Raw genomic sequence first — 12,161 nt, 5'->3', positions numbered from 1 at the left:
AAAACGCAGCGAGGGGAGGGGTAATTCTGGAAGGACGCTTCAGAAAACGGAATGCAATAACTGAAAATGTGCGGATAAAAAGGTATTATAAATGCACTTTATTGTTGAGGACGACGTTATGTCCGGTAAACGTATTTCACGAGAAAAAAAGACGATCGCCAGAATGATCGCCCTGTACGAAAACAGGTGTCCGCACGCCATAAAAGAAGAGGGGCACTATTCGGCGCTTAAGGCTTATGCCGATAAGCGGCTGGATAAATGCGTGTTTGGTGAGGAAAAACCTGCCTGCAAACAGTGCCCGGTGCACTGTTATCAGCCCGCCCGACGGGAAGAGATGAAGCAGGTGATGCGCTGGGCAGGGCCACGTATGTTATGGCGTCATCCGATTCTGACCATCCGACATCTGATCGACGATCGTCGTCCGGTTCCTGAATTACCGGAAAAGTATCGGCCCAAAAAATAACCGGCTCAGCGCCGCAGTGGACGACAAATCACGCTCAGGGCGACGGCGTGGCGCAGGCAGACAGAAAAAGAGCACCAAATATCCCTGCGCCAGCGCGGGAGCGATATGTACCCGCTGACGGAATGACGGGTTATTTCAGGCTCTCTTTATCGATTCCCAGACGCTTCATACGCGAGAGCAGGGTGGTACGCTTCAGCCCCAGCCGTTGCGCCGCACCTTTCGGTCCGGCTACCACGCCGTTGGTCTCCTTCAGCACTCGCATAATGAGCTGATATTCATCTTCTCCCTCTTTCGCAAGCTCGCTTGCGGCCACGGTCGTTTCAGAGAGAGTAACCTCTGGCAGGGAGAGCTGGAGCACGTTCCCGCGCGTCAGCAGGACCGCGCGCTCAATGACGTTTTCCAGCTCGCGCACGTTCCCCGGCCACTCCATCGCCGAAAGGGTGCGTAGCGTTTCGGCAGGAATACTGTCGATATTTCGCCCCATCCGGCGGGCAATCTTCGCGGTAAAGGCTTTCACCAGCAGCGGAATATCTTCCGGGCGTTCGCGCAGCGGCGGCAGGCAGATCGGGAAGACGTTCAGACGATAGTAAAGATCGCTGCGAAACTCGCGGTCGGCGACCATTTTTTTCAGATCGCGGTTGGTGGCGGCAATCAGACGCACGTCGGTCTGGATCAGCTTGTTGCTGCCGAGACGCTCGAACTCCTGCTCCTGCAAAACGCGCAGCAGCTTAGGCTGAAGCTCCAGCGGCATATCGCCCACTTCGTCGAGGAACAATGAGCTTTTATCCGCCAGTTCAAAACGGCCCAGCCGCTGGCTGCTGGCGCCGGTAAACGCGCCGCGCTCGTGGCCGAACAGGTCGCTTTCCAGTAAGCCCGCAGGCATCGCCGCGCAGTTCATCTTCACCATCCGGCGGCTGTTGCGGTTGCTCAGGTTGTGGATCGCCCGGGCAATCAGCTCTTTCCCTGTGCCGGTTTCACCGAGGATCAGCACCGTGCTGTCGCTCTGCGCCACCATCTCCACCTGCTTGAGGATGTTGTACATGGCATCGCTGCGTCCAATGATTTCGCCAAACTCGCTGTCCACATTGTTGAGCTGCTCGGTCAGCGCCAGGTTTTCGTCCACCAGCCGTTCTTTCAGACGGTGGATCTCCTGATAGGCGAGGGCGTTATCCAGCGCAATGGAGATACGTTCGGCGATCTGGCGCAGCAGCTTCAGGTTGGCGGTGGTAAATACGGCTTCATCGCACTGCGCCAGTTTAAGCACGCCGAGCATGGTGTTGCCGGACATCAGCGGCAGCAGGCACAGGGTCTGGATCTTGTTGCCCCAGGTGTTAAACAGCATCCGCTCGTAGGGCGCTACCGGATCCTGCTCGCTGAGGTTTAACAGCAGGATCTCTTTGCTTTTAAATACCCGTTCAGACAGGGTTCCCGCTTCGTCCACTTCGCTTTGCTCGTGCGCCGGGTTAGCTTCGTCGAGGTAGTGGGTGGAGTAGATGTTCAGCTTGCCCTTACGGTTGCCGCGCAGCGCAATGCTGATGGCATCGATCCTGAAATAGTGATGGATCTCTTTGGCGACTTCGCTCACCAGTTCGTCCATATCGAGACGCGACAGCACGGCATTGGTGATGGCGACCAGAATGCGGAAATTATCGCGCTCGCGGCTCAACAGGTCGTAATCCACGTTATTGGTGACGCGGCTTTGGATCTGCTCTGCCACGACGGCCACAATCTGCGTGAAGGTATGCAACCGCTCGTACTCCGCCTCGGTCCAGGGCTGGTCGTTATTACGGATAAACTCGCAGCCGCCAAAAATTTGCCCTTCCACCGCCAGCGGCAGCATGCTGTAGTGGCCGAACGGGTGGTAAAGGTTGCTCTCTGCCAGCTTCGGCCAAGCCTGGCGAAACTGGTCAAAATTGCAGTGCAGCGCTTCCGGGCGGGAGAGAATACGTCGCACCGGACCGTGGGCCAGAAACGTTTCATCTTCATATTCGAAGATTTTGCCGTTATCACGCGTTGAGAAATAGCTCGCGCGGTGGGTTGCGCTATGCCAGAGCACAATGGCGGCGCTGTCCGCCAGCGCTGATTGCCTGACCAGCCGCGTCAGGGCATCGCTCAGCGCGCCGAGGTCGGGCTGTTGTAAAAGTGTGCGCGTGATGTCAAACAGGCCCTGCTGTCCAAGATCGCTCATCGGTGTATACGGCATTATTGCTTTCCAATAGAAACTGGCAAAAAAGAGACATTCAGCGCTGACCGCTTTTGGCGCGGTCTAGCAAATTCGGGGTAACGGTTCAGCGTGCGGCAGATCCAGCGTGCGCTTCACGCCGTAAAGCCCGGTCAGGCGCACCCCTTTGCGCTCAACCACGTCGCCGATGATGGCCGCGTCTTTCCCTAAGGGATGTGCGCGCAGTTGTTCAAGTACGGCTTCCGCCGCCGTGCGTTCCACGCCGATCACCAGCTTACCTTCGTTGGCAAAGTTAAGCGGGTCTAGCCCTAATAGCTCGCACAGCCCGCGTACAGCAGGCTTAACGGGCAGGCCGCGCTCGGTTAGTTCAATTCCGCAGCCGCTGCTTGCGGCAAATTCGTGTACGACGGCATTCACGCCGCCTCGCGTGGCGTCGCGCAGGGCTTTTACGCCCGGCATGTCGCGCAGCGTCTGGATCAGCGGCGTGAGTACCGCGCAGTCACTGCGCAGCTCGCCATCCAGCCCTAAGCCTTCACGCAGGTTCAGGATGGTTGCCCCGTGGCAGCCCAGCGTGCCGCTGACAATCAGCACGTCGCCTGCACAAAGCTGCTGCGCGCCCCAGTGAATGTCGGCGGGGATCGCCCCCATTCCGGCGGTGTTAATGAAGAGCTTATCCGCCGCGCCGCGCTGCACCACCTTGGTATCCCCGGTCACGATGGCGATCCCCGCCTCGCGGGCGGTGTGCGCCATGCTGTTGACCACCGCCGTGAGCGTCTCCATGGGTAACCCTTCTTCGAGGATAAACCCGCAGGAGAGGTAGCGGGGGATCGCGCCGCTGACGGCCACGTCGTTTGCCGTGCCGCAGACGGCGAGCTTGCCGATATCGCCGCCCGGGAAGAACAGCGGGTCAATCACGTAGCTGTCGGTAGAGAACGCCAGCCTGTCGCCGTGGGCGGTCAGGGCCGCGAGGTCAATACGCGCCTGATCTTCCTGCTCGGCGAGCCAGGGGTTGTTAAAGGCTTCCATGAACAGCCTGTTAATCAACTGCTGCATCGCCTGTCCACCGCTTCCGTGCGCCATTTCCACCGTGTTCATGCTTCACACTCCTGGTTGCGATAGTGATACCACGCGGCGCATGCCCCTTCGGAAGAGACCATCAGCGCGCCAAACGCGGTTTGCGGGTTACAGGCGTTGCCAAATAACGGGCAGTGATGAGGTTTGCATTTGCCGGTGAGTACGTCGCCACAGCGGGCGCGGGGATCGTCGCACACCTTCTGCGGCTGCGGGCGGAAATGCGCTTCGGCGTCGAAGGCGCGATACGCGGGCGTCAGGTGTACGCCGGATTCGGCAATCAGCCCCAGTCCGCGCCACTCGCTGTCGCCTTCGACGCTAAACACGTCGGCTATCGCCTGCTGTGCCCGTCTGTTACCTGCATCGGGCACCACGCGGCGATACTGATTTTCCACCACACTCAGGGCCGCTATTTTCTGCTCAACCAGCATGGTCACGCCTTGCAGTAGATCAAGTGGCTCGAAACCAGCCACCACTAACGGACGATTGTACTGTTCAGCGATAAAACTGTAGGCTTCTGTGCCGATCACCATGCTGACGTGGCCTGGCGCCAGAAACGCGTCGATACCGTTATCCGGCGCTTCAAGCAGGCTGCGCAGCGTGGGAATAAGCGTGATGTGCTGGCAGAAAAAGTAAAAGTTAGTGACGTTGCGGGCTTTCGCCTGCTGGAGGGTAATGGCGGTGGCGGGCATGGTGGTTTCAAAACCCAGCCCGAAAAAGACGACCTTACGCTCAGGATTAGCCATCGCCAGCGTCAGGGCATCCATCGGTGAGTAGACGATCCGCACGTCCGCGCCGCGCGCCTTCGCCTGGAGCAGCGAGCCATTTTTTCCCGGTACGCGCATGGCGTCGCCAAAGGTGCAAAAAATCACACCGGGACGGCTGGCGATGTCGAGACAGCTGTCGATGCGCCCCATCGGCAGCACGCACACCGGGCAGCCGGGGCCGTGGATAAACTCGATGTTCTCCGGCAGCAGCTGGTCGAGGCCAAATTTAAAGATGGTGTGGGTGTGTCCGCCGCACACCTCCATGATCCGCAGCGGTTTTTCTTTCGTGTAGTCCAGCAGGGACGCGCGGGTTTTCAGGCGATCGATAAGCTGCAACACCTGCTCAGGCGCGCGATATTCATCAACGTAACGCATGTGTTATCGCTCCTCGCCATACAGCAGGGCGCCTACGTCCGGCTCGACGTCAAACATATTCTGTAGCGCGTCCAGCGTATCGCGGGCTTCTTCCTCATTAATCACGCTCATGGCAAACCCCACGTGGACCAGCACCCACTGGCCGAGACGCGATGCGCCGGTCTCATCGTGGCTGCCCACCAGCGTCAGATCGACATCGCGCAGGATGCCGCAGACCTCCACTTTGGCCTGATTGCCGTCGATCGAATGAATTTTTCCGGGGACGCCTATGCACATCGTTCGCTCTCCAGCCAGTTCAGCCAGGCATCCATCCCGTCGCCGTGCGTGGCGGAAACCAGCAGGATCTCAATGTCCGGGTTCACTTCCCGGGCGTAAGCCAGGCACTTATCCACGTCGAAATTCAGGTACGGCAGCAGGTCGACTTTGTTCAGCAGCATGAGGGAGGCGGCGGCAAACATATGTGGATACTTCAGCGGCTTGTCTTCCCCTTCGGTCACGGAGAGCACCGCCACTTTATGCCGCTCGCCAAGGTCGAAGCTTGCCGGGCAGACCAGGTTGCCGACGTTTTCAATAAACAGGATGCCGTTGTTCGCCAGCGGCAGGCGCGGGGCGGCGTCGGCAATCATCTGCGCGTCCAGGTGGCAGCCCTTGCCGGTGTTGACCTGAATCGCGGGCGTACCGGTTTCGCGGATGCGCGCCGCGTCGTTTACCGTTTGCTGATCGCCTTCGATAACGGCGCAGGAGACACGTTTATTCAGTCGTTTGAGGGTTTCGGTCAGCAGGGTGGTTTTACCGGAGCCGGGGCTGGAGACCAGGTTCAGTACCAGCTGTTGACGGGCGGCAAAGCGGGCACGATTGCGGGCGGCGAGCTGGTTATTTTTGTCCAGCACATTGATCTCCACCTCCAGCATCTCGCGCTGGCTGATGCCCGGCGCGTGGGTGCCTGCTTCGCCGTGGCCGTAATGCAGGTCGCCCGCGTCTGAACGCTGCGGCGCAAAGGTGATGCCGGTCAGTGCCGCCGCGGGACGCGGGGCAGGAGAAAAGGGTGCGGAGCGAAACGCGGAGTGGGGACGGTGTTCATCCCCTTCTATATACAGGTTGCCTTCAGCGCAACCGCAGGTACTACACATACATTACTCCTTCTCGATTTCGAGGCGTTGGATCTGCATACCGTCATCCGCCACGATGCGCAGCCCGCTGCTCTGGCACTGCGGACAGCGCTGTACCTTCGATGACAGCAGCGTGACGTACTGCTGACACTGCTCGCACCAGCACTCCGCCTGCTGCTCCTCGATATGCAGTGCGCAACCCTCCGCCAGCGTGCCGCGGCACACCAGCTCAAAACAGAAGGTGAGGGCGCTGGTCTCGACGCAGGAAAACGCCCCGACCTTCAGCCAGACGCCGGTCACGCGCTTCGCATGGTTCTGCACAGCCTGCTGTTCGATAAGTTCCAGTGCCCGCTGGCAGAGGGTGATTTCGTGCATGACGCCTCCTTAATGAATTGCCCCTTTAATGCAATAACAGTGCCAGCTTGATTTGCGTTACGGCGTGACGATGTCAACGCTGTCGAAATGACACGTCGACACCGCAGCGGTGACAGTGCGCATCTCTTTAAAATCCATTTAAATCAATAAATTAAAAACTGGCACGAAATCTGCTTAACAGCCGCTAACTCCATTAACCGGATACCTTTTATGACTATTTGGGAAATTAGCGAAAAAGCGGATTACATCGCGCAACGTCATCAGCAGCTTCAGGATCAGTGGCACCTCTACTGCAACTCTCTGATTCAGGGGATCACCCTCTCAAAAGCCCGTCTGCACCATGCCATGAGCTGCGCGGCGCAGGGGGATATGCGCTTTGTGTTGTTTGGACACTTCACGATTTTTGTCACCCTGGCGGAGAGCTTCAACAGCCACACCATTGAGTATTACGTTGAGACAAAAGAGGGTGAAAAACAGTGTATTGCGAAAGCCCAACTGATGGCCGACGGCATGGTGGACGGTCACGTCAGCACCCGCGATCGCCAGCAGGTGCTGGAGCACTATCTGGAGAAAATCGCGCCGGTTTATAACGGCCTCTACGCTGCCGTTGAGCACGATCAGCCGATCAACCTGAAACAGCTGATCGACGGAAAATCCTCCGCGAACGTGGCCTGAAAAGCGAGTGTCGAGAAGTGTCGATAAGACAGTTTTTTTTCGTCAAAAATGACCATCACCAGAGGATGACCCGGTGAACCGTTTTGTAATTGCTGACTCGACGGTCTGTATTGGCTGTCGAACCTGTGAGGCGGCGTGCTCGGAAACACACCGCCTGCACGGGCTACAGTCCATGCCGCGCCTGCGCGTCATGCGTAATGAGAAAGAGTCTGCCCCGCAGCTCTGTCACCACTGTGAAGACGCGCCATGCGCGGGCGTCTGTCCCGTCAATGCCATCACCCGCGTTGACGGCGCGGTACAGCTGAACGAAAGCCTGTGCGTGAGCTGCAAGCTGTGCGGCATCGCCTGTCCGTTTGGCGCCATTGAGTTTTCCGGCAGCCGTCCGCTGCATATTCCGGCGAATGCCAACACCCCGAAAGCGCCGCCTGCGCCGCCGGCACCGGCACGCGTGAGCACGCTGCTGGACTGGGTGCCGGGCATTCGCGCCGTCGCGGTGAAGTGCGACCTGTGCAGCTTCGATGAACAAGGTCCGGCCTGCGTGCGCACCTGTCCGACCAAAGCGTTAATTCTGGTTAATATTCGCGACATCGCCCGCACCAGCAAACGCAAGCGCGAGCTGACCATCAATACTGACGTCGGCGATCTTTCGCTGCTGCGGGCGCTTAACGAGGGGGCGAAATGAACGCGATAGTTATGATGACCAGCGGCGTGGCCTGGTTTGCCACCGCCGCTGTCCTGGCGCTGCTCCTCTCCTTCCATAAAACGCTGAGCGGCTGGATCGCCGGTATCGGCGGAGCGGTCGGCAGCCTGATGACGCTGGCGGCGGGCGGCGTTGTCCTGATCGACGGCCAATCCGTCGACACCCTCATCCCGCTGATCCACCACGCCGTTGAGCTTACGCCGCTAAATGCCATCTGGCTGGTCACCTTTGGTCTGTGTGGGCTGTTTATCAGCCTGTTTAATATCGACTGGCACCGCCATCAGCACACCAACGCCAACGGCCTGCTGGTCAACCTGTTGATGGCCGCCGCGGTCTGCACTGTTGTCGCCAGCAACCTCGGCGCGCTGGTGGTGATGGCTGAAATCATGGCCCTGTGCGGCGTGTTCCTGACCGGATGCAGCGCCTCCGGCAAGCTGTGGTTTGCGCTCGGACGACTCGGCACGCTGCTGCTGGCGCTGGCCTGCTGGCTGGTGTGGCAGCGTTTCGGCACGCTGGACTTTGCCGTGCTTAACGGCCAGCCGCTGGGGAATGACGTCTGGCTGTTGGGCGTAGTCGGTTTTGGCCTGCTGGCCGGGATTATCCCGCTGCACGGCTGGGTGCCGCAGGCGCATGCTAATGCCTCGGCCCCGGCTGCCGCGCTGTTCTCCACCGTGGTGATGAAGGTCGGTCTGTTCGGCATCCTGACGATAACCCTGACGGGCGGCCAGCCGCCGCTGTGGTGGGGCGTGGCGCTGCTGATTGCGGGGATGATCACCGCATTTGTCGGCGGGCTGTACGCCCTGATGGAGCATAACATCCAGCGCCTGCTGGCGTACCACACCCTGGAGAATATCGGCATCATCCTGCTCGGCATGGGCGCGGGTGTCAGCGGGCTGGCGCTCAACCAGCCGGCGCTGATTGCCGCCGGGTTTATTGGCGGTCTGTATCACCTTATCAACCACAGCCTGTTTAAAAGCACCCTGTTCCTCGGCGCGGGCAGCGTCTGGTTTCGCACCGGGCACCGCGATATTGAAAAGCTCGGCGGGATTGGCAAAAAAATGCCCGTCATTTCGCTGGCGATGCTGGTCGGGCTGATGGCGATGGCCGCGCTGCCGCCGCTGAACGGCTTTGCCGGGGAGTGGGTGATCTATCAATCCTTCTTCGCGCTCGGCCAGAGCGACGCGTTTATCGCGCGGCTGCTCGGCCCGCTGCTGGCGGTTGGGCTGGCGATTACCGGGGCACTGGCGGTGATGTGTATGGCGAAGGTTTACGGCGTCACCTTCCTGGGCGCGCCGCGCACCCGCGAAGCGGAAAACGCCTGTTGCGCCCCGGTGCTGATGGCCACCAGCGTGGTCGCGCTGGCGCTGTGCTGTATCGCAGGTGGGGTTGCCGCGCCGTGGCTGCTGCCGCTTCTGGGCCACGCCATTCCGCTGCCGCTGGCTACGGCGCATACCGTCGTGTCCCAGCCGATGATGGCGATGCTGCTGATTGCCGCGCCGCTCCTGCCGTTCGTGCTGATGCTGTTCTTCAGACGCGACCGTCTCGCCTCCCGCTCGCGCGGCGCGGCGTGGGCCTGCGGCTACGAACACGAGCAGTCGATGGTCATCACCGCCCACGGTTTCGCCATGCCGGTGAAGGAGAACTTCGCCGCCGTGCTGAAGCTGCGCCACTGGCTGAACCCGGTGGGCTGGGTGCCGGGCTGGCAGAGCGCCGCCGTGCCCGTGCTGTTCCGCCGCCTGGCGCTGATCGAGCTGGCGGTGCTGGTGGTGATTGTCATTTCACGAGGAGCCTGACATGAGTTTGTTACTGGCAATACTTCAGGCGCTGGTGCTGTTCGCCGCCGCGCCGCTGCTGTCGGGCATCACGCGCGTGGCGCGCGCCCGGCTACACAACCGTCGCGGGCCTGGCGTGCTCCAGGAGTACCGCGATCTCTTCAAGCTGCTCTCCCGTCAGAGCGTCGCGCCGGATGCCTCAGGTTGGGTGTTCCGCCTGACGCCGTTCGTGATGGTCGGCGTGATGCTGACCATCGCCACCGCGCTGCCGGTAGTGACGGTGGGCTCGCCGCTGCCCGTGCTTGGCGATCTGATTACGCTGATCTACCTCTTCGCCATCGCGCGTTTCTTCTTTGCGATTGCGGGCCTGGACACCGGCAGCCCGTTTACGGGTATCGGCGCCAGTCGCGAGGCGATGCTCGGCGTGCTGGTTGAGCCAATTCTGCTGCTGGGTCTGTGGGTCGCCGCGCAGGTTGCTGGCTCGACCCACATCAGTTTCATCACCGACACCGTTTACCACTGGCCGGTTTCACGTTCGCTCCCGCTGGTGCTGGCGCTCTGCGCCTGCGCGTTCGCCACCTTTATCGAGATGGGCAAGCTGCCGTTCGATCTCGCGGAAGCGGAGCAGGAATTGCAGGAGGGGCCACTCACCGAGTACAGCGGCTACGGCTTTGCGGTGCTGAAGTGGGGCATCAGCCTCAAGCAGCTGGTGGTGTTGCAGATGTTCGTCGGCGTTTTCTTCCCGTGGGGGCAGATGACGCACTTCTCTGCGGGCGGCCTGCTGCTGGCCGTTGTGGTGGCTGCGCTCAAGCTGCTTATCGGCGTGCTGGTGATTGCCCTGTTTGAAAACAGCATGGCGCGCCTGCGTTTTGTCGAAACGTCACGCATTACCTGGGCTGGTTTTGGTTTTGCATTTTTAGCGTTCGTCTCCTTGCTGGTGGCGTGATTAAAGAGAGTGTTTATGTCTGAAGAAAAGAAAGGTCAGCAGTATCTCGCCGCGTTGCATCAGGCTTTCCCGGGCGTGGTGCTGGAGGAGTCCTGGCAAACCAAAGACCAGGTAACCGTCACCATTAAGGTGAACTATCTGCCGGAAGTGGTGGAGTTTCTCTACTACCAGCAGGGCGGCTGGCTGTCGGTGCTGTTCGGCAACGACGAGCGTCAGCTGTGCGGCAACTATGCGGTGTACTACGTGATGTCGATGGAGCAGGGCGAGAAGTGCTGGCTCACCGTGCGCGTCGAAGTTGACCCGAACAAGCCGGAGTACCCGTCCGTCACGCCGCGCGTACCCGCCGCCGTCTGGGGCGAGCGCGAAGTGCGCGACATGTACGGCCTGGTGCCGGTTGGTCTGCCTGACGAGCGTCGTCTGGTGCTGCCGGACGACTGGCCGGATGAACTCTATCCACTGCGCAAGGACAGCATGGACTACCGCCAGCGTCCGGCCCCGACAACCGACAGCGAAACCTACGAGTTCATCAACGAGCTGGGCAGCAAGAAGAATAATGTGGTGCCGATCGGCCCGCTGCACGTCACCTCTGACGAACCGGGCCACTTCCGCCTGTTCGTCGACGGCGAAAACATTATCGACGCCGACTACCGCCTGTTCTACGTCCACCGCGGCATGGAGAAGCTGGCGGAGACCCGCATGGGCTACAACGAAGTCACGTTTCTTTCTGACCGCGTGTGCGGCATCTGCGGCTTTGCCCACAGCACCGCCTACACCACCTCGGTGGAGAACGGCATGGGGATCGTGGTGCCGGAACGCGCGCAGATGATCCGCGCCATTCTGCTGGAGGTGGAACGCCTGCACTCACACCTGCTGAACCTCGGCCTGGCCTGCCACTTCGTCGGCTTTGACTCCGGGTTTATGCAGTTCTTCCGCGTGCGTGAGGCATCAATGAAGATGGCGGAGATCCTCACCGGGGCGCGTAAAACCTACGGCCTGAACCTGATCGGCGGGATCCGCCGCGACCTGCTGAAAGACGACATGATCCAGACCCGCCAGCTGGCGCAGCAGATGCGCCGCGACGTGCAGGAGCTGGTGGACATGCTGCTCAGCACGCCAAACATCGAGCAGCGCACCGTCGGGATTGGTCGTCTTGACCCGGAAATCGCCCGCGACTTCAGCAACGTCGGTCCAATGGTGCGCGCCAGCGGCCACGCCCGCGACACCCGCGCCGATCACCCGTTCGTCGGCTACGGCCTGCTGCCGATGACCGTGCACAGCGAGCAGGGCTGCGACGTCATCTCCCGCCTGAAGGTGCGCATCAACGAGGTGTTTACTGCGCTGAACATGATCGACTACGGCCTCGATAACCTGCCGGGCGGCCCGCTGATGGTTGAAGGCTTCACCTACATTCCAAACCGCTTTGCCCTCGGATTCGCCGAAGCGCCGCGCGGGGATGACATTCACTGGAGCATGACCGGCGACAACCAGAAGCTCTACCGCTGGCGCTGCCGTGCGGCGACCTACGCCAACTGGCCAACCCTGCGCTACATGCTGCGCGGTAACACCGTCTCTGACGCGCCGCTGATCATCGGCAGCCTCGACCCGTGCTACTCCTGCACCGACCGCATGACCGTCGTGGACGTGCGCAAGAAGAAAAGCCAGGTGGTGCCCTACAAAGAGCTTGAGCGCTACAGCATCGAGCGTAAGAACTCGCCGCTGAAATAAG

At 60.5% G+C, this 12,161-nt stretch carries 12 protein-coding genes; 6 read left to right on the top strand and 6 right to left on the bottom strand.

Features of this window, described 5'->3' with window-relative positions; translation table 11 throughout:
* Positions 1-118: 118 nt before the first annotated feature.
* Positions 119-463, top strand: a complete 345-nt coding sequence (locus L2Y28_RS17145; protein ID WP_022649174.1) for a nitrous oxide-stimulated promoter family protein — start codon at positions 119-121, stop codon at positions 461-463.
* Between the two features lie 130 nt (positions 464-593).
* Here the strand turns inward: L2Y28_RS17145 and flhA are convergent, their stop codons facing one another.
* The 6 genes from flhA to hypA all read right to left on the bottom strand — a co-directional run bounded on the left by flhA (position 594) and on the right by hypA (position 6,342).
* Entirely contained in the window at positions 594-2,666 is a 2,073-nt protein-coding gene (gene flhA / locus L2Y28_RS17140) for a formate hydrogenlyase transcriptional activator FlhA (RefSeq protein ID WP_023330179.1), read from the bottom strand.
* Between the two features lie 63 nt (positions 2,667-2,729).
* Positions 2,730-3,740: a hydrogenase expression/formation protein HypE gene (gene hypE / locus L2Y28_RS17135; RefSeq protein WP_022649172.1), complete on the bottom strand. Its 1,011-nt coding sequence runs from the start codon at positions 3,738-3,740 to the stop codon at positions 2,730-2,732.
* Positions 3,737-4,858, bottom strand: coding sequence for a hydrogenase formation protein HypD (gene hypD / locus L2Y28_RS17130; RefSeq protein ID WP_022649171.1), 1,122 nt, complete (start codon positions 4,856-4,858; stop codon positions 3,737-3,739). Before hypD ends, hypE begins: the two co-directional genes overlap by 4 nt.
* Positions 4,859-4,861: 3 nt before the next feature.
* Complete coding sequence (locus L2Y28_RS17125) at positions 4,862-5,134, bottom strand: HypC/HybG/HupF family hydrogenase formation chaperone (RefSeq protein WP_022649170.1); 273 nt, start codon at positions 5,132-5,134, stop codon at positions 4,862-4,864.
* Positions 5,125-5,988 (bottom strand): hydrogenase nickel incorporation protein HypB, encoded by an 864-nt coding sequence (gene hypB / locus L2Y28_RS17120; protein WP_022649169.1) that lies wholly within the window; start codon positions 5,986-5,988, stop codon positions 5,125-5,127. The genes L2Y28_RS17125 and hypB overlap by 10 nt, the downstream gene beginning before the upstream one ends.
* A gap of 3 nt (positions 5,989-5,991) precedes the next feature.
* Positions 5,992-6,342 carry a hydrogenase maturation nickel metallochaperone HypA gene (gene hypA, locus L2Y28_RS17115; protein WP_022649168.1) on the bottom strand — a complete coding sequence of 117 codons (351 nt, stop codon included), beginning with the start codon at positions 6,340-6,342 and terminating at the stop codon, positions 5,992-5,994.
* Positions 6,343-6,552: 210 nt separating this feature from the next.
* Between hypA and hycA the strand changes: the two genes are divergently transcribed.
* The 5 genes from hycA to hycE all read left to right on the top strand — a co-directional run bounded on the left by hycA (position 6,553) and on the right by hycE (position 12,160).
* Positions 6,553-7,017 carry a formate hydrogenlyase regulator HycA gene (hycA, locus tag L2Y28_RS17110; protein ID WP_022649167.1) on the top strand — a complete coding sequence of 155 codons (465 nt, stop codon included), beginning with the start codon at positions 6,553-6,555 and terminating at the stop codon, positions 7,015-7,017.
* A 73-nt stretch (positions 7,018-7,090) separates the two neighbouring features.
* On the top strand, positions 7,091-7,699 hold the full coding sequence (locus L2Y28_RS17105) for a 4Fe-4S dicluster domain-containing protein (RefSeq protein WP_022649166.1): 609 nt from the start codon (positions 7,091-7,093) through the stop codon (positions 7,697-7,699).
* Positions 7,696-9,510: a formate hydrogenlyase subunit 3 gene (gene hycC, locus L2Y28_RS17100; RefSeq protein ID WP_022649165.1), complete on the top strand. Its 1,815-nt coding sequence runs from the start codon at positions 7,696-7,698 to the stop codon at positions 9,508-9,510. Before L2Y28_RS17105 ends, hycC begins: the two co-directional genes overlap by 4 nt.
* A 1-nt stretch (position 9,511) precedes the next feature.
* Positions 9,512-10,435, top strand: coding sequence for a respiratory chain complex I subunit 1 family protein (locus tag L2Y28_RS17095; protein WP_022649164.1), 924 nt, complete (start codon positions 9,512-9,514; stop codon positions 10,433-10,435).
* 15 nt (positions 10,436-10,450) lie between these two features.
* The gene (gene hycE / locus L2Y28_RS17090) at positions 10,451-12,160 is read left to right on the top strand and encodes a formate hydrogenlyase subunit HycE (protein WP_022649163.1); all 1,710 of its coding nucleotides are present in this window, start codon (positions 10,451-10,453) and stop codon (positions 12,158-12,160) included.
* The last annotated feature ends 1 nt before the right edge of the window (position 12,161 follow it).

The organism is Enterobacter sp. JH25 (assembly GCF_021725435.1).
Taxonomy (GTDB): Bacteria; Pseudomonadota; Gammaproteobacteria; order Enterobacterales; family Enterobacteriaceae; genus Enterobacter; species Enterobacter intestinihominis.
This window is presented reverse-complemented; position numbering and strand designations above follow the sequence as displayed.

Excerpts from the sequence above, each read along its gene's own strand:
- hypA (WP_022649168.1), bottom strand. The coding sequence starts at position 6,342 with ATGCACGAAATCACCCTCTGCCAGCGGGCACTGGAACTTATCGAACAG.
- hypB (WP_022649169.1), bottom strand. The coding sequence starts at position 5,988 with ATGTGTAGTACCTGCGGTTGCGCTGAAGGCAACCTGTATATAGAAGGG.
- L2Y28_RS17145 (WP_022649174.1), top strand. The coding sequence starts at position 119 with ATGTCCGGTAAACGTATTTCACGAGAAAAAAAGACGATCGCCAGAATG.
- hycA (WP_022649167.1), top strand. The coding sequence starts at position 6,553 with ATGACTATTTGGGAAATTAGCGAAAAAGCGGATTACATCGCGCAACGT.
- hycC (WP_022649165.1), top strand. The coding sequence starts at position 7,696 with ATGAACGCGATAGTTATGATGACCAGCGGCGTGGCCTGGTTTGCCACC.
- hypD (WP_022649171.1), bottom strand. The coding sequence starts at position 4,858 with ATGCGTTACGTTGATGAATATCGCGCGCCTGAGCAGGTGTTGCAGCTT.
- hypE (WP_022649172.1), bottom strand. The coding sequence starts at position 3,740 with ATGAACACGGTGGAAATGGCGCACGGAAGCGGTGGACAGGCGATGCAG.
- hycE (WP_022649163.1), top strand. The coding sequence starts at position 10,451 with ATGTCTGAAGAAAAGAAAGGTCAGCAGTATCTCGCCGCGTTGCATCAG.
- L2Y28_RS17095 (WP_022649164.1), top strand. The coding sequence starts at position 9,512 with ATGAGTTTGTTACTGGCAATACTTCAGGCGCTGGTGCTGTTCGCCGCC.
- flhA (WP_023330179.1), bottom strand. The coding sequence starts at position 2,666 with ATGCCGTATACACCGATGAGCGATCTTGGACAGCAGGGCCTGTTTGAC.
- L2Y28_RS17125 (WP_022649170.1), bottom strand. The coding sequence starts at position 5,134 with ATGTGCATAGGCGTCCCCGGAAAAATTCATTCGATCGACGGCAATCAG.